The 15625-nt window shown below is 69.4% G+C and carries 20 protein-coding genes; 10 read left to right on the forward strand and 10 right to left on the reverse strand.

Going from position 1 to position 15625, the window contains the following annotated elements; genetic code table 11:
* Positions 1-60: 60 nt before the first annotated feature.
* Positions 61-2145, reverse strand: a complete 2085-nt coding sequence (locus tag M8231_RS01250) for a S46 family peptidase (protein ID WP_249751524.1) — start codon at positions 2143-2145, stop codon at positions 61-63.
* Between the two features lie 173 nt (positions 2146-2318).
* Here M8231_RS01250 and M8231_RS01255 point away from each other — a divergent pair, with 173 nt between their 5' ends.
* The 3 genes from M8231_RS01255 to M8231_RS01265 are packed head-to-tail and all read left to right on the forward strand — an operon-like array spanning position 2319 to position 5286.
* The gene (locus tag M8231_RS01255; RefSeq protein WP_250202088.1) at positions 2319-3491 is read left to right on the forward strand and encodes an ABC transporter permease; all 1173 of its coding nucleotides are present in this window, start codon (positions 2319-2321) and stop codon (positions 3489-3491) included.
* Complete coding sequence (locus tag M8231_RS01260; protein WP_249751521.1) at positions 3488-4243, forward strand: ABC transporter ATP-binding protein; 756 nt, start codon at positions 3488-3490, stop codon at positions 4241-4243. Before M8231_RS01255 ends, M8231_RS01260 begins: the two co-directional genes overlap by 4 nt.
* Positions 4244-4278: 35 nt before the next feature.
* Positions 4279-5286, forward strand: a complete 1008-nt coding sequence (locus M8231_RS01265) for an HlyD family secretion protein (RefSeq protein ID WP_250202089.1) — start codon at positions 4279-4281, stop codon at positions 5284-5286.
* Positions 5287-5308: 22 nt separating this feature from the next.
* Here M8231_RS01265 and M8231_RS01270 read toward each other — a convergent pair whose 3' ends face one another.
* Positions 5309-6124, reverse strand: coding sequence for a crotonase/enoyl-CoA hydratase family protein (locus M8231_RS01270; protein WP_250202090.1), 816 nt, complete (start codon positions 6122-6124; stop codon positions 5309-5311).
* A gap of 115 nt (positions 6125-6239) precedes the next feature.
* Positions 6240-6392: a hypothetical protein gene (locus tag M8231_RS01275; RefSeq protein ID WP_249751520.1), complete on the reverse strand. Its 153-nt coding sequence runs from the start codon at positions 6390-6392 to the stop codon at positions 6240-6242.
* A gap of 157 nt (positions 6393-6549) precedes the next feature.
* Between M8231_RS01275 and M8231_RS01280 the strand changes: the two genes are divergently transcribed.
* Together M8231_RS01280 and M8231_RS01285 are read left to right on the forward strand one after the other, a co-directional pair.
* Positions 6550-6756: a DUF1289 domain-containing protein gene (locus M8231_RS01280; RefSeq protein WP_249751519.1), complete on the forward strand. Its 207-nt coding sequence runs from the start codon at positions 6550-6552 to the stop codon at positions 6754-6756.
* Between the two features lie 58 nt (positions 6757-6814).
* Positions 6815-7327: a TIGR02281 family clan AA aspartic protease gene (locus M8231_RS01285; protein ID WP_249751518.1), complete on the forward strand. Its 513-nt coding sequence runs from the start codon at positions 6815-6817 to the stop codon at positions 7325-7327.
* A 10-nt stretch (positions 7328-7337) separates the two neighbouring features.
* Here the strand turns inward: M8231_RS01285 and pgsA are convergent, their stop codons facing one another.
* From pgsA to M8231_RS01305, 4 genes are read right to left on the reverse strand one after another with little or no spacing between them, the layout of a single operon-like run.
* Positions 7338-7973: a CDP-diacylglycerol--glycerol-3-phosphate 3-phosphatidyltransferase gene (pgsA, locus tag M8231_RS01290; protein WP_249751517.1), complete on the reverse strand. Its 636-nt coding sequence runs from the start codon at positions 7971-7973 to the stop codon at positions 7338-7340.
* Entirely contained in the window at positions 7970-8425 is a 456-nt protein-coding gene (locus tag M8231_RS01295; RefSeq protein WP_249751516.1) for a PIN domain-containing protein, read from the reverse strand. The genes pgsA and M8231_RS01295 overlap by 4 nt, the downstream gene beginning before the upstream one ends.
* Positions 8422-8664 (reverse strand): type II toxin-antitoxin system Phd/YefM family antitoxin, encoded by a 243-nt coding sequence (locus M8231_RS01300; RefSeq protein ID WP_249751515.1) that lies wholly within the window; start codon positions 8662-8664, stop codon positions 8422-8424. The genes M8231_RS01295 and M8231_RS01300 overlap by 4 nt, the downstream gene beginning before the upstream one ends.
* A gap of 36 nt (positions 8665-8700) precedes the next feature.
* Complete coding sequence (locus M8231_RS01305; RefSeq protein WP_249751514.1) at positions 8701-9327, reverse strand: carbonic anhydrase; 627 nt, start codon at positions 9325-9327, stop codon at positions 8701-8703.
* A gap of 69 nt (positions 9328-9396) precedes the next feature.
* Here M8231_RS01305 and M8231_RS01310 point away from each other — a divergent pair, with 69 nt between their 5' ends.
* Complete coding sequence (locus M8231_RS01310) at positions 9397-9633, forward strand: antitoxin (RefSeq protein ID WP_249751513.1); 237 nt, start codon at positions 9397-9399, stop codon at positions 9631-9633.
* A gap of 11 nt (positions 9634-9644) precedes the next feature.
* Positions 9645-10022 (forward strand): PIN domain-containing protein, encoded by a 378-nt coding sequence (locus M8231_RS01315; protein ID WP_249751512.1) that lies wholly within the window; start codon positions 9645-9647, stop codon positions 10020-10022.
* A gap of 7 nt (positions 10023-10029) precedes the next feature.
* Here the strand turns inward: M8231_RS01315 and uvrC are convergent, their stop codons facing one another.
* Positions 10030-11907 (reverse strand): excinuclease ABC subunit UvrC, encoded by a 1878-nt coding sequence (gene uvrC / locus M8231_RS01320; RefSeq protein ID WP_249751511.1) that lies wholly within the window; start codon positions 11905-11907, stop codon positions 10030-10032.
* A 114-nt stretch (positions 11908-12021) separates the two neighbouring features.
* On the opposite strand from uvrC, the gene M8231_RS01325 reads away from it, so the two are divergent.
* The 3 genes from M8231_RS01325 (at position 12022) to M8231_RS01335 (ending at position 13686) form a co-directional block, all read left to right on the forward strand.
* A complete protein-coding gene (locus tag M8231_RS01325; RefSeq protein ID WP_250202091.1) occupies positions 12022-12309 on the forward strand; it encodes an accessory factor UbiK family protein in 288 nt (95 codons plus the stop codon).
* Positions 12310-12388: 79 nt separating this feature from the next.
* Positions 12389-12892, forward strand: a complete 504-nt coding sequence (locus M8231_RS01330; protein WP_249751509.1) for a type III secretion system chaperone family protein — start codon at positions 12389-12391, stop codon at positions 12890-12892.
* Positions 12892-13686 carry a pyrroline-5-carboxylate reductase family protein gene (locus M8231_RS01335; RefSeq protein WP_249751508.1) on the forward strand — a complete coding sequence of 265 codons (795 nt, stop codon included), beginning with the start codon at positions 12892-12894 and terminating at the stop codon, positions 13684-13686. The genes M8231_RS01330 and M8231_RS01335 overlap by 1 nt, the downstream gene beginning before the upstream one ends.
* A 12-nt stretch (positions 13687-13698) precedes the next feature.
* On the opposite strand, the gene M8231_RS01340 is transcribed toward M8231_RS01335, so the two are convergent.
* Together M8231_RS01340 and M8231_RS01345 are read right to left on the reverse strand one after the other, a co-directional pair.
* Entirely contained in the window at positions 13699-14196 is a 498-nt protein-coding gene (locus M8231_RS01340) for a hypothetical protein (RefSeq protein ID WP_249751507.1), read from the reverse strand.
* Positions 14197-14237: 41 nt separating this feature from the next.
* Positions 14238-15620: an ATP-binding protein gene (locus tag M8231_RS01345; RefSeq protein WP_250202092.1), complete on the reverse strand. Its 1383-nt coding sequence runs from the start codon at positions 15618-15620 to the stop codon at positions 14238-14240.
* Between the last annotated feature and the right edge of the window lie 5 nt (positions 15621-15625).

Raw genomic sequence — 15625 nt, forward strand, 5'->3', positions numbered from 1 at the left:
CCGTCTTGCGGAGTTTATCCTCGGGATCGCCGGAGGCGATACCCAGGGGCGTTCTAGTTCTTACTCCACGCCCAGTTCTTCCAGCAGGCGGGGCTGGTGATAGACGTTGCGCAGCGCCTCGGTGATGGCGGCGGTGGAGACCGTGACCGTGCGGTTCAGGTTTCCGTCGTAGCCGAAGCTGCCGCCCAGCGAGTGGATGTTGCCGTCGAAGGCGGCGCCGATCACCTCGCCCTTGGCGTTGATCACCGGCGAGCCGGAGTTGCCGCCGATGATGTCGTTGGTCGAGACGAAGTCATAGACGGTCTGCTTGTTGACCTTGTCCTCGGCCGCCAGCCAGTCCTCGGCCGCGTTGAAGGGCTCGGCGCCGGTGTTCCGCTCATACAGGCCGCCGATGTAGGTGAAGGGCTCCACCGTCACTCCCTGGTAGGTCCAGCCCTTGACCGAGCCGTAGGACAGGCGAAGGCTGAAGGTGGCGTCCGGATAGAGATTGGTGCCGTAGGCGGCGAAGCGGGCCTGGGCGATCTTTTCTCCCGCGCGGCTGGTCGGGCCCGAGACGGCCGATTCCCACTGGGTGCGGATGGCCTGGGCCGCGTCGTCGTTGGCCAGGACGAACTGGATCATGGCGTCGCCCGAGGCGGCCAGCTGTTCCGGCGTCATGGCCAGGGCCTGGGCGCGGAAGGCCGGGTCGGCCAGGCGGGTGCCCGAGACGGTGCGCTGGGCGATCTGTTCGGGGCTGTCTTTGCCCAGCAGCGCCTTCACCTGCGGATTGTCGACGGTCAGGTATTCGCGGGTCTTGGACAGCCAGAACGCCATGTAGATCTCCTCGATGTCGTTCGAGATCGGCGCGTTCTGGGCCAGGCGGCGGCCCAGGGCGGCGATGTCGGCGTCGGTGTAGCCGGGGCGGCGTTCGGCGACCGGCTTGGCGCGTTCCTTGGCCGCGCGGACGATGGCCTTGGCGTAGCTGTAGAGCTGCGAACGCGGGCCGGATTCCAGCTGGCGATAGGGCAGGTAGAGGTCGCGCTGGGCCTGGGCCACGCGCTCCAGGTCGGCCCAGGGGTCGCCGATGCGGGCGGCCAGTTCGGGGTCGGCGGCGACGCGCTGGCGCAGGTCGGCCTCTTCCTGGCGCTTCCTGGCCATGAAGGCCGGATCGGTCAGGGCGCCCTGCTGCCCGTAATAGACCTTGAAGCTGTTCTCCAGGCCGAAGATCGGATCGACGGCGACGCGCTTGGCCTCATCGCCGGTGGTCGAATACTCCAGCAGGCGGCCGCGCAGTTCGGAGAACTGGATCAGGCTGATCGGCAGCTGCTGGTCGCGCAGCGCCTCCAGCTGGGCCACCGTCAGCAGGCGCTGGGTCGTGCCGGGGTTGCCGGCGACGAAGGTGACGTCGCCTTCCTTGGGCGCGTTCGGATTCCAGGTCAGGTGGTTGGGCGTGGCGACCGGCTTGCCGTCCTCGTAGATGCGCAGGAAGCCGCTATCCAGGGCATAGCGCGGGAAGTTGAAGTTGTCCGGATCGCCGCCGAAGAAGGCGGCCTGGAACTCGGGCGCGAAGACCAGGCGCACGTCGTCGTACTTGCGGAACTTGTAGAGCTTGTATTGGCCGCCGCGGTACAGGCTGATGACCTGGCAGGTCCACTTCGGATCGTCGCCGCAGCCTTCCTTCTGGATTTTCTCAGCCTCGGCGTTGCGGGCCTGGACGAAGGCGGCGCCCTCCAGGCCCTGGCCGGCGCCCTGGACGCGTTCGGTGACGTCGGTGATGTCGGTCAGGATCTCGGCCGTCTGGCCGGGGCACTTCTTCTCGTCCTCGCGGGTCGCGGGCATCCAGCCGTTCTTGACGTAGTCGTGCTGGGCGTCCGACAGGTCCTGGACGCAGCCGACGACGCAGTGGTGGTTGGTCAGGATCAGGCCTTCGCCCGACACCAGCGACGCCGAGCAGCCCTGCAGCCGCACCGCCGCCTCACGCACCCGGTCCAGCCAGGCCTGGTCGATGTTCACGCCATAGGTCTGGTTCACCGTGGCGATCGGGAAGTTGTCGAACGTCCACATTCCCTCCTCGGCCTTGGCCGGAGCGGCGGGCGCGGACAGGACGGCGGTCGCGGCGCCCAGGGCGGCCAGCGAGGCGGTGAGACGAAGCGAAGGCAGGGACATCGGGCGTGTTCTCCGGGCGCCGGGATCGGGTCGATCCGGCCGTTATTCTGTAACTAGACCCGCCGCCGCGGCGTGGGCAAGTCGGTGCGTCGGCGCCGCCTTACCCCGATTTAACTTGGCCGCGAGCAAGCGCGCGGTCAGATAGAACTCGGTTCGGGGGATTTCAGCGCTTCATGTCGCTCGCTTTATCTACATTGCTGTTCGAATGGCGTCGCTACATGGCCGCGGTCATGGCCCTGGCGCTGTCGGGGTTGCTGGTCCTGGCCATGACCGGGGTGTTCATCGGCATCGGCAAGGGGTTCACCGCCGCCATCGAGCGGTCGCGCGCCGACGTCATCATCATGCAGCCCGGCGCGACCCAGCTGTTCGGCGGCTCCATGGGCGTGCCCCGGCGGTTCATCCCCCTGGCCTACAACCACCCCGAGGTGGTCGAGGTGCGGGCCATGGAGATCAACGGCGGCAACCTGCAGAACGTCCGCGACGTCGATCCGACGATGAGCCAGGCCGAGCGCGCGCGCCAGGGCGCGCCCAAGTCGCGTCAGGTGATGGTCAACGTCATCGACACCCAGCCCGGCTCGGTCACCATACCGACCGACTATTCCGACGAACTGGTCGCGGCGCTGCGCCAGCCCTTCACCATCGCGGTGGACGAGACCGCGCTGGGAACCCTGGGCGTCAAGCTGGGCGACCGCGCCATCTACGCCGGCCAGACGGTGACGGTGGTGGGGGTGCTGCGCGGCTATCCCAACATGATGCAGCCGACCATCGTGATGTCGCGGGACTCGCTGCGGATGCTGGGCCAGTCGTGGGGCAACACCATGGGCGGCCCGCTGATGATCAAGCTGCGCGACCCGGCCAAGGCGACGGTGGTCGCGGCCCAGCTGAACGAGATGGGCAAGGGCCAGTGGCGCGCCTGGACCCGTCAGGAGCTGGCCGACGCCAACGCCAAGTCGATGTTCGAGGAAGGCATACTGGTCATCATCATCGGCGGCTGCGTGGTGCTGGGCATCATCATCGGCGTGGCCATCACCTGGCAGACCCTGCGCGGCGCCATCATGGCCAACATCAAGGAGTTCGCCTCGCTGCGGGCCCTGGGCGTGGGCATGGGCAGCCTGCGCCGGATCGTCGTCGAACTGAGTTTCTGGGTCGGTCTGGTGGGGGTGGCGGCGGCCGTCCTGCTGACGTGGCTGCTGTCGCTGCTGGCGCGGATGGGCGGGGTCATCATCGCCCTGCCGTTCAGCCTGCTGCTGGTGGTCGGCGTCGGTCTGGTCCTGATCGCCATGGGGTCGGGCCTGCTGTCGCTGGGCGTCCTGAAGAAGAGCCAACCGGCGGATTTGCTGCGATGATCCATACCAAGACCCACGGCAAGCATGGCGACTACGCCATCGAGGCCACCGGCCTGATCAAGCGGTTCAAGTCGGGCCGCGCCTTCGTCGAGGTGCTGAAGGGCGTCGATTTCGACGCGCGGCACGGCGACCTGACCATGGTCATGGGGCCGTCCGGCTCAGGCAAGTCGACGCTGATCGCGGCGCTGTCCGGCCTGCTGAAGCCCGAGGAAGGGCGCGTCGACGCCCTGGACGTCGACGACCTGTGGAAGCTGTCGACCGGACGGATCGACCGGTTCCGGCTGGAGAACTGCGGCTTCATCTTCCAGGGCTTCAACCTGTTCCCGTCGCTGACCGCCCTGCAGCAGGTCGAGACGGTGCTGAAGTTCCAGGGCCTGTCCTCGGGCCAGGCCAAGAAGCGCGCCACGACGGCGCTGGAGGAGGTCGGCCTGGGCCATCGCCTGCACCAGCGGCCGGCGGCCCTGTCGGGCGGCGAGAAGCAGCGCGTGGCCATCGCCCGCGCCCTGGCCAAGGATCCCAAGATCCTGTTCGCCGACGAACCGACCTCGGCCCTGGACGGCGAGAACGGGCAGGTGGTGATCAAGCTGCTGCGCCGGGCCGCCACCGAACACGGCGCGGCCGTCATCTGCGTGACCCACGACCCGCGCCTGGAAGCCTGGGCCGACCGAGTGATCCACATCGAGGACGGCAAGATCCTGGACGATCAGCGCCGTAATCCCGACCCGGACGCCGTCCTGGCGTCGCATCACTGAACCCCCAAGACGAACCCCTTAGGACGACACGCCCCATGCCCGGCTTCCTGAAGAAAAAACGCACCTGGCTCGGCCTGCTGGTCATCATCGTGCTGGTGGTGGGCTTCATGCTGTTCCAGTCGGCCGCCAAGACCAAGAAGGCCGAGGCCGAGAAGGCGGCCGCCACCAAGGTCGAAAGCCCCTATGCGGCCATCGCCAACGGCAAGGTGGACGTCGAGGGCGGCATCATCCAGATCGCCGCCCGGCGCGGCGGCGTGGTGCGCGACGTCCTGGTGCAGGAAGGCGACCGCGTCGTGGCCGGCCAGATCCTGGCCCGCCAGGAGGACGACGAGGCGCGCCTGGCCGTGCAGAGCGCCCAGGCCGCCGTCAACCAGGCCGAGAGCCAACTGGCCCAGATCCAGGTCGACATCCGCACCGCCCAGCGCGAGCACGATCGCCTGTCGCGACTGGTCGCCACCAACTTCGTCGCCGCCCAGCGCATGGACCAGGCCCAGGACGCCATCGCCACGGCCCAGGCCCGGCTGGGATCGCAGACCGCCGCCGTCCAGACCGCCCGCGCCCAGCTGGCCCAGGCCCGCTATGACGAGGAGCTGACGGTCATCCGCGCCCCGACCGCGGGCCGCATCGTGCGTCGCTACGCCAACCCCGGCGCCGGCGCCTCGACCCTGAACGTCTCGACCATGTTCGACCTGGAGCCCGACGCGCCGCGCATCGTCCGCGCCGAGGTGGTCGAGAGCGACCTGCCCAACCTGACCGACGGCCAGGCGGTGGAGATCACCCCGGAGGGCGAACCGTCCAAGGTCTATGTCGGCTCGGTCATGCGTCGGGCGGCGGTGTTCGGCGCGCGCAAGCTGGCGTCCGACGATCCCTCGCAGCGCACCGACGAGCGGGTGGTCGAGGTGGTGGCCTCGGCCGGCGACGCGCCGCTGCTGATCGGCCAGCGCGTCCTGGTCAAGTTCATGAAGCCGGGCGAGACCGCGGGCGCCAAGCGCGAAGCCGCCGTCGGCGTCGGCCCCGAGCGGGCGATGGTGCGGCCGCAGTAGGCCGCACGACCCCCGACCTCGACTAGCGCCCCGTGAAGTCGGCGGGGCGCTTTTCCAGGACGGCGGCGACGCCTTCCCGGTGGTCGTCGGTCTGGTGGGCCAGGGCCTGCAGGGCGGCCGACAACTCCAGGATCTGCTCGAAGGTCTGGTCGCGGCCCTGGCGCATCAGGGCCTTGGCCATGCGCAGGGCGTGGGGCGGCTGGGCCGCGATCTGGCCGGCGGTCAGCAGGGCCTCGTCCATCAGCCGGTCGTGGGGGACCACGCGATTGACCAGGCCCCAGCGCTCGGCCGTCTCGGCGTCGACGCTGCGGCCGGTGAACAGCATTTCGGCGGCGCGGGCGTAGCCGACGTCGCGCGGCAGCCGCCAGGCCCCGCCGTCGCCGGGGATGATGCCCAGCTTGAGGAAGGGCACGCCGAAGCTGGCCCGGTCCGAGGCGATGCGGATGTCGGCGGTGCAGGCGATGCCGCATCCCAGGCCCATGGCCGGGCCGTTGACGGCCGAGACCAGCGGAACCTCCAGATCGTAGAGCGCGCGCACGATGCGGTGAACCACGCGGCGATAGCGCTGGCGGATTTCGGCGCCCGAGCCCGCGAACAGGTCGCGCCCGTCGCGCATGGCCGTCAGGTCGCCGCCGGCGGAAAAGGCGCGCCCCGCGCCGGTCAGCACCACGCAGCGGACGCCGTGATCCGCATTGGCCTCGGCGCAGGCGGCGGCGAATTCCTCGCCGTCGGTCAGGTCGGGCAGGGCGTTCAGCCGATGCTCGCGGTCCAGCGTCCAGATCAGGACGCCGCCCTGGCGGTCGTGACGGATCAGGCGATGTTCGGGGACCGGGGCCATGCGTCGTCTCCTTCGGCTGGCCCCGTCATCGACGCTGGACGCCGGGTCAGGCAAGCCCGGAATTGCAAAAGCCCCGGTCGAACCGGGGCTTTCGTATCGCCGGCCGCGGGCGGCTTCAGCGTTTCTTGATCGGATAGGGGACGAAGTTGGAGGGATGGCTGACCACCCGGCCCGCGTTCGACGGCATATGCCGACTGTTCACCAGCATCCCGCCCCACAGGGCGAAGGACATCATGGCGTGCTGGAGGTTGCGCTCCTTATCGTTCATCTTGGCGTCTCCTTTCGCAGAACGATGAAAAGAGACGCGTCGTACTTATGGGGGTCTCACCCTCAGTCGTTTCGCGTCATCGGACAATATAAGGCGGTTTCGTGAATTTGCAAATTTATAAGTCCGAGGTCGGAGCATTATTCGCTTCGATGTCACAATGAGCGAGGGGCCGCCGCGCGCCATCGCCAGCCCGTGCGTGATGGTCTGCGCCGTCGACGGCGAGAGCGGCCTGTGCCTGGGATGCTTTCGCACGCTGAAGGAGATCGCGGGCTGGCGGGCGCTGAGCGATGCGGAGCGGGCGGCGGTGATGGCGGACCTGCCGTCGCGGCGGGGGCGCATCGACCCGGTCAAGCTGGGCGGGTAAGGTTTCGTCAGCCACGTCGCTTCACCGCATCCCAAGACCGGTCCGCTAGACCGGGGCCATGATCCGGTTCGACCTGCAGTCCGTCATCGTGATCGGCGTCGCCCTGACGCTCTCGTGCGCCACCGCGCTGGCGGTGCGCAGCCTGGACGGCGCGGGCCAGGCCCAGGCCGCCGTGGTCGCGCCCCGGCCGCCCCAGGCCAGCGGCGCCTCGGCCCAGGTCGTGCGTGGCGCCGACGGCCATTACTGGACCCAGGCCCGCATCGACGGCCGGGCCGTGGACGTGCTGGTCGACACCGGCGCCACGGTGGTGGCCCTGACCCGCCAGGACGCGCGCCGGCTGGGCGTCGATCCCGGCCCGGACGCCTTCACGCGGCAGGTGCAGACGGCCTCGGGCCTGGCGCGGGCCGCGCCGGTGCGGCTGTCCTCCGTCTCCGTCGGCGGGACGCGGGTCGAGGCGGTCGAGGCCCTGGTGGTCGAGGAAGGCCTGGCCTATTCGCTGCTGGGCATGAGCTTCCTGGGCCGGCTGTCGGGCTTCGAAGCCACGCCGCACGGCCTGACCCTGAGGCCCTGATTTTGCGGCCCTAGATCGCCCGCATCTGGCGGCGCGCCTCGCGGAAATACTGCCAGCCGGTCCACAGGGTGATGATGGCCGCCAGCCAGATCAGCACGTCCGAGAAAAACTGGAACTCGTCCAGATATTCGAACGACAGGCCGAAGCCGTCCCAGTTGCGGGCGAACAGCTGGCAGCCCAGAGCCACCATCTGCAGCGTCGTCTTCCACTTGGCGGCCAGGGTGACCGGCAGCTCGATGCGGCCGGCCATCGTCTCGCGCAGGGCCGAGACGGCGAATTCGCGGAACAGGATCAGCCCGCAGGGAATGATGATCTGCGGCACCGAGCCCGAGGTCAGCACGCCCAGGATGGCGCCGGTGGTCAGCACCTTGTCGGCGATCGGGTCCAGGATGGCGCCCCAGTTGGAGGTCGCGTTCCAGCGCCGCGCCAGCCAGCCGTCGAACCAGTCGGTCGAGGCGGCGATGACGAAGATCCAGAACCCCGTCCGGTAGAGGGCGAACTGATCGTCCGGGCTCATCCACTGATCGGCGAAGGGAAAGCCGCTGGTGGCGCCGGCCAGGATCAGGAACATCACCACGCCCGCGAACAGGCGAAGGCCCGTCAGGATGTTGGGGATGGGATTGGCGCGGTGGGCGGGCGCGGTCATGACGGGGTCTCCAGCAGCGACGCCAGCAGGGGGTGCAAGGTTTCCGCGAACGGATTGGCGACGGTCACGCCTCGATAGACGAAGCCGTCCTGCATGTCTTCGGAAAGCAGAAGCGCGCAGCCCGCCTCGGCGGCGATGCTCAGAACTAGCGCATCCCAGATCTGCAGGTTGAAGAAGGCCGCGCCTTCCAAAGCCGCCTCCATCGTCGCGGCGGTCGGCGCGGTCAGGCCGATGGCGTCCGCCCAGTTCCGGACGACGCCGCGGGCTGTCTTCGGGTCGTGGCCGCCCTTGCGGGTCAGGATGTTGTAGAATTCCCCCGCGACCTGGGTCGGCAGAACCATGGACGATCCAGCGAGAGCCCGGATCAGCCCCAGCGCCAGCCGCCGCTTCACCTCGTCGTCGCCGATGCCGGCGGCGTAGCCCAGGACGTTGGTGTCCAGGGCGACCTTCAAGCGTAGCCGTCTTCGCGGGTGATCGGACCCGGCGCCCGGCCAGGCAGGACCGCCAGTTCGTCCGCCAGGACCCGAAGGCGCGCGGCGCGGTCTTCGACTGTCGCCGGCTCCGCCGCAGGCTCCATCCGCACCATGGGCTTGCCGTGGGCGGTGATGACATAGCGCTCGCCGCGCGCCACATCGCGGAAGATGCGGGAGAAGTCCCGATTGGCCTCGGTCGCGGTTACCGTGCGTTCCATGCGATTAAAGTAGTGGAAGACACTACTTTGCGCAACTCAGGCCAACGGTTCGAACCGGGGGGCGTCGGTCAGAGCGGTCAGGACGCCGTCGGCGATGCCGAAGTGCAGGCCGCTGAGCCGCAGGGCGCCGCTGGCTTCGCGCTCGGCGATCCAGGGGAAGGTGCGCAGGTTTCGGATCGACAGGCGCACGATGGCTTCCTCGGCCGCGCGTTCCAGCTGGTCGGGGGCGACGGTCTCGGCGACGTGCTGGACGACGGGCGCGCCCTGGGCGATCCAGGGGCCGACGAAATCGGCGACGACGTCGGGCGCGCCGTTGATCATGGCGTTGACCCCGCCGCAGTGGGCGTGACCCATGACGACGATCCGCTTAACCCCCAGCACCTTGACCCCGAACTCCAGCGCCGCCGACACGCCGTGCAGCTTGCCGTCCGGCTCATACGGCGGGACCAGATTGGCGACGTTGCGCACCACGAACAGTTCGCCCGGCTTGGCGTCGAAGATCAGGGCCGGGTCGGCGCGGCTGTCGGAACAGGCCACGATCAGGGTGTGCGGCTTCTGGCCCTTCTCGGCCAGGGTTTCGTACTCGGCGCGCGCTTCGGGCCAGTGATCGGCCCGGAAACGGTGATAGCCGGCGGTCAGTTCGTCGTCATGATGGTCGCACATGCAGCGTCGTGTAGCGCCTTGGGCGGCGCTGCAAAATCGTGTATACGCGTATATACCAGGGAGCGCGCGATGGCCGTCACCAGTCGAACTTTCAAAAGCGGCAATAGCGACGCCGTGCGCCTGCCCAAGGAAATCTCCTTCGGCCCCGGCGTGGAGGTCGAAATCGAGCGCAAGGGCGATGTGGTGACGATTTCACCCAAGCGTAAATCGGTGAGAGAGATGCTGGCGAAGCTGCGGAGCTTGCCGAAGCCGTCCAGCGTCGGCGTCCGCCACGAAATCGAAATCCCCGAACGTTCAGGTCTTTAGGTTTGGCCTATATGCTCGACACCAACGTCGCCATCCATCTGCGGGATGGCGACGAGCGGATCGACGAACGGGTGGATGCTCTGGATCCGCCGCTTCTGCTTTCCGTCATCACCCGGATAGAGCTCGAGGCGGATCTCGGGCGGGCGGATGAAGACGCCGACAATCGGCGAGCAAGGCTGGACGCCCTGCTGGACGCGGTGCCCGTCCTGCCGTTCGGCGAGGCCGAAGCGAGGGCTTATCGCACCATTGTCGAGACCTGTGGGTTTTCGCGCCGGAAGGCTCTGGACCGGATGATCGCCGCTCAAGCGATCGCGGCCGAGGCGGCTCTGGTGACACGCAACGGCGACGACTTCCGCGACATTCCCGGACTGACGCTGCTGGAGTGGTGAAGGCCGCTCACGCCTTGCGGAAGAAGGCGTGGATGCGTTCGGCCAGGGGCTGGCTGACGCCGTCCACCTTCACCAGGTCGGCGACCGAGGCGCGGCCCACGCCCTTGGCCGAGCCGAAGGCGTGCAGCAGGGCCTTCTTGCGGCCGGGGCCCACGCCCTCGATCTCGTCCAGCGGGTTCCTCTTGATGTCCATCGAGCGGCGCTTGGCGTGGGCGCCGTTGGCGAAGCGGTGGGCCTCGTCGCGCAGGCGCTGCAGGTAGTAGAGCGCCGGCGACTTCAGCGGCAGCATGAAGGGCGGCTTGCCGGGCATGAAGAACTTCTCCATGCCCGCATCCCGGTCCGGCCCCTTGGCGACGCCGACCACGGCGATGTCGTCGACGCCCATCTCGGCCATCACCGCCAGCACCTCGGCCAGCTGGCCCGCGCCGCCGTCGATCAGCAGCAGGTCGGGGCGCACGACCTCCTCGCCCTCGGCCTCGTCCTTGACCAGGCGCGAGAAGCGGCGGCGCAGCACCTCGCGCATCATGCCGTAGTCGTCGCCGGGGGTCAGGTCGTCGCCCCGGATGTTGAACTTGCGGTACTGGGATTTCTGGAAGCCCTCGGGCCCGGCCACGATCATGCCGCCGACGGCGTTGGTCCCCTGGATGTGGGCGTTGTCATAGACCTCGATCCGTTCGGGTCGGGCCTCCAGGCCGAAGGCCTCGCACACCTCGTCCAGGATTTTCCCTTGCGCCGAGCTTTCCGCCAGGCGGCGGCCCAGGGCCTCGCGGGCGTTCGTCAGGGCGTGGTCGACCAGGGCCTTGCGGTCGCCGCGCTGGGGACGCTCGATGGCGACGACGCGCCGGCCGTCGGCCTGCTTGGCCTTCATCGAGAAGGCCTCTTCCAGCAGTTCCAGCTCGTGCGGGCGGACGTTGGACAGGATCAGGCGCGGAACCGGCTTGTCCTCGTAGAACTGCCCCAGGAACGACGCCAGGATCTCCGGATCCGTGTCCGACTTGTCCACGCGCGGGAAATAGGCGCGCCCGCCCCAGTTCTGGCCGGCGCGATAGAAGAAGACCTGGACGCAGGCCTGGCCGCCGTCGGAATGCAGGGCGAAGACGTCCGCCTCGGCCAGGCCCTCGGCGCTGACGGAATTCTCCATGGCGATGGCCGACAGGGCGCGGATGCGGTCGCGGATGCGCGCCGCCTGTTCGAAGTCCATGTCGTCGGACGCGGCCTGCATCTCCTGGGACAGGCGGCCGATGACGGCGCGCGACTTGCCGCGCAGGAACTGCTCGGCCTCGGTGACCAGCTCGCCATAGTCCTCAAGGCTGATCAGGCCGGTGCAGGGCGCCGAGCAGCGCTTGATCTGGTGCAGCATGCACGGGCGGGTGCGGGTCTCATAGACGCTGTCCGAGCAGGACCGCAGCAGGAAGGCCTTCTGAAGGGTGTTCAGCGTGTTGTTGACCGCCCAGGTGGAGGCGAAGGGGCCGAAATAGTCGCCCTTGATGGTGTGGGCGCCGCGATGCTTTCGGACCTGCGGCGCGCGGTGGTCGCGCCGGATCATCAGTTCGGCGAAGGACTTGTCGTCGCGCAGCACCACGTTGAAGCGCGGCTTCAGCTTCTTGATGAAGTTGGATTCCAGCAGCAAGGCCTCGGTCTCGGACGCCGTGACCACCAGCTCCATCGACCGGGTCAGCGACACCATCAGGCCGATGCGCTGGGTGTGGAACCGCCCCTGGGCGTACTGGACGATGCGCTTCTTCAGGCTGCGGGCCTTGCCGACATAGAGGCACGTCCCGTCCTCGCCGTACATGCGATAGACGCCCGGCTTGTCGGGCGCGCGCCGCGCCTCGTCGGCGATCAGCGCGGCGGCCTTAAGGTCGGTGAGCGGCTCCTCGGTCATCGCCGGGGATATAGGGCGCTTCGCCCGTTCGCGCGACGCCATCGCATGGCCATCAAGGTTTCGTTCACCATATGGCGCAAACCTTCGTTAACCCTGCTCGATTCGGAGCCGACCATGCAGACCCGAAATCCCCTCCTCGACGAGTTCGCCAAGCTGACGACCGGGGCGATGGGCCTGGCCCAGGCGGCGGGGGAAGAGGCCAGGACCGCCTGGCGCGCCCAGACCGACCGCCTGGCGGCCGAGATGGATCTGGTGCGCCGCGACGAATTCGACGTGCTGAAGGACGAGATCGCGGCCCTGCGCGCCGAGATCGCGGCGCTGAAGGCGGCGGAAAAGCCCGCCGGCAAGCCTCGCAAGGGAACGTCCACAGGCGGAACTCCCCCGCAGGACGCAGCCGGTTGAGCCGAATCCGCGAACACGCCTAACGTCCCGTTAACGGTCGCGAATCGCGTGGCCTGAGTCAGAATCGAGATTGCTCTCCATGGACGCAGCCCGGCCCGAAGAGGTGGAGATCCCCGTCGACCCGCTGGAAGTCGTCGAACATGTGCTGACGGCCGAGAACCTGCCGTTCGACCGCACCGACGACGGGGACCTGGCCTTTTCCCTGGCCGGCGACTGGAAGGACTACGAGCTGTGGTTCGCCTGGCGGCCCGAGGGCGACTGCCTGCAGCTGTGCTGCGCCCTGGACCTGCGCGTGGCCAAGAGCCGCAAGACGGCGGCCTATGAACTGGTCGGACTGATCAACCAGCGCACCTGGATGGGCCATTTCGAGGTGTGGGCCGAGGACGGCGAGATCGTCTTCCGCCACTCTCTGGCCCTGCCGCTGGGCGAGCGGCCGACCCTGGCCCAGGCGGCGTCGATGATCGACGCGGCCATCGAGGCGGCGGACCGCTACTATCCCGCCTTCGACTTCATGGTCCGGGGCAACAAGAAGCCGCAGGAGGCGATCGACGCCTGCCTGTTCGAGACGGTCGGCACGGCCTGATGGCGGTTTCCGGTCCCGTCGTCCTGGTCGGCTGCGGCCGGCTGGGGTCCGCCATTCTGGAGGGCTGGCTGCTGACCGGCGCGGTCGCGCCCGCCGATTTGATCGTCCTGACCCCGTCCGAAAAGCCGGCCTCGGAGGCGGCGCGGGCGCGCGGCGCGCGGATCAATCCCGAGCCCGAGGCGCTGAGGGACGCGCGCGCCGTGGTGATCGCGGTCAAGCCGGCGATGTGGCGCACGGTGATGCCGCCGCTGCTGCCCTTCCTGGGCGACCAGGCGGTGATCCTGTCGGTGATGGCGGGCGTGACGGCGCCGACCCTGGCCGAAGGGCTGGGCGGATGGCCCATCGGGCGGGTGATGCCGACGACGGGCGTGTCGCGCGGCCGGGGCGTGGCCTCGGTCTGGGCGGCCGATCCCGCGGCGCGGGCGCTGGGACGCGCCCTGTTCGAGCCGATGGCCGAGACGGTCGACCTGCCGGACGAAGGCCTGATGGACGCCGCGACCGCCGTCGCCGGATCGGGCGCGGCCTATGTGTACGCCTTCACCGAAGCGCTGGCGCGCGGCGGCCAGGCGGCGGGCCTGGACAAGCAGACGGCCGACGTGCTGGCGCGCGCGACCCTGCGTTCGGCGGCGGACTCCATGGGCGACGACGCCTTGGAGACCCTGATCGCGCGCATCGCCTCGCCCGGCGGCTCGACCCGGGCGGGTCTGGACGCCCTGGACCAGGACGGCCGGCTGACGACGGCGTTGCGGGAAACGGTTGCGGCGGCGGTGCGCCGCAACCGAGAGATGGGCTGACGCTCTAAGGCGTCAGTAGCGCCCGCGCTCGATGCCCGCGCCCAGACGGTCGAAGGCGCGATCGGCGTCGTGCCAGACCCCGTAGCCATAGACGTCGCGGATGCTGGGCGAGAAGTAGGAGAACTTCACCGGGCGGCTTTCGCCGTCGGCGGTGACGATGGTTCCCTCGACCGCCGCGCCGCCGATCGAGACGCTGCGGATCGGGTCCAGGCCCGGGGTGTCGCGCATCTGCTGCATGGTCGGACGATTGGGCTTCAGGTCGGTCAGCACCAGTTGGGCCGAGGCGCCGGGATAGCGCTGGGACAGGGCCTGTTCGACCTCGGTCTGCAGGCGCGCGACCTGTTCGCCGACTTCTCGGTCGCCCAGCTTGTCGACGCGGCTCTGAAGCTCCGCGCCCAGGGTGACGTTGACGGCCGATTGAGCGGCCTCCGGTTGCGCCTGGGCGGCGCCGGCGACCGCGAGGGCGGCGGCCACGGCGGCGGCGGGCGCGAAGAAAGGCGATTTACGCATGGTGATCCATCTCCAGTCCCTGTCGGACCTGAAGATGACCCCTAGGGCGCCGTTTCGCTAGAGGGGGCGGCGGTGGAAACCGGCGTCGGCAGGCGGATGATCGCCTTCAGCCCGCCCAGGTCGCTGCGCCCCAGGGTCACCTCGCCGCCGTGGCCGCGCGCCACGTCGCGGGCGATGGCCAGGCCCAGGCCCACGCCCTTGCGGTTCTGGTTGCGGGATTCGTCCAGGCGCGAGAAGGGGCGGAACGCCTCCTCGTGCAACCCCTCGGGAATGCCCGGCCCGTCGTCCTCGACCAGGATCTCCAGCCCGCCCGAGGCCAGGGGACGGGCCGACAGCCGCACCCGGTCGCCGTGGGCGGCGGCGTTGCCGGTCAGGTTCACCAGGGCGCGCTTGAAGGCCAGGGGGCGCACGGCCGTGGTCAGGCCGGCGGGGGCGACCACCTCGACCTCGGCGCCCACGCGGCGGGCGTCCGCGGCGGCGGCCTCCAGCAGATCGGGGATGACGACGGGGGCCGGCGGCTCCCCGGCCTCGCCGCGGGCGAAGTCCAGGTATTCGTCGATCATGTGCTCCATCTCGTCCAGGTCGCCGCGCATGGCGGCCTGGCGCTTGAAGGGCGGGGCCAGGGCCAGTTCCAGCCGCAGACGGGTCAGGGGCGTGCGCAGGTCGTGGCTGACCGAGGCCAGAAGAGCCGTGCGCTGGTCGATGTGGCGCTGGATGCGGTCGCGCATGGCCAGAAAGGCGGTGGCGGCGGCCCGGACCTCGCGCGCGCCGTGCGGCTTGAAGCGCGGCACGGTCTCGCCGCGCCCGAAGGCCTCGGCGGCGTCGGCCAGCCGCTCGATGGCGCGCACCTGGTTGCGGATGAACAGGATGGCCACCCCCATCAGCAGGATGGTCGCCACCGCCAGCCACAGCACGAAGATGTGCGCCTGGGTCGCCACCGCCCGTTCGCGCGGGGCGATGATGCGCAGCACGCCCTGCGGCTCCTGCACCTGGATGTCGACATAGGCGGGGTAGCGGGTGGTGTCGAACCAGTAGGGGCGGTCCAGCCGGCCCGCCAGCGCCCGGTCCAGCACCCGGTCGACCACGCCGATGGCCCCGCGGCGCTGCTCGGTGGGCAGGGTGCGGTCCTCCTGCAAGGCGATGGACAGGGACATGGATCGTTCGGCCCGTTCGGCGATCCGGTCCAGGTTCTCGCGCGTCGGATCGTCCTCGTAGCTTTCGACCGCCCAGGCGATGTCGCCGGCCAGCCCCTCCGACAGGCGCGCGGTCACGGTCTGCCAGTGGGCGTCGAAGAAGATCCAGGTCACCGCCGTCTGCATCACCAGCACCGGCAGGACGATGATCAGCAGCGACCGGCCCCACAGCGAGGTGGGCAGGCGCCGCTTCAGGAAGCGCGGCCACAGATAGGCGGGCAGCAGCCGCATGGGCG

The sequence above is a fragment of the Brevundimonas albigilva genome, from assembly GCF_023573565.1.
Taxonomy (GTDB): Bacteria; Pseudomonadota; Alphaproteobacteria; order Caulobacterales; family Caulobacteraceae; genus Brevundimonas; species Brevundimonas albigilva.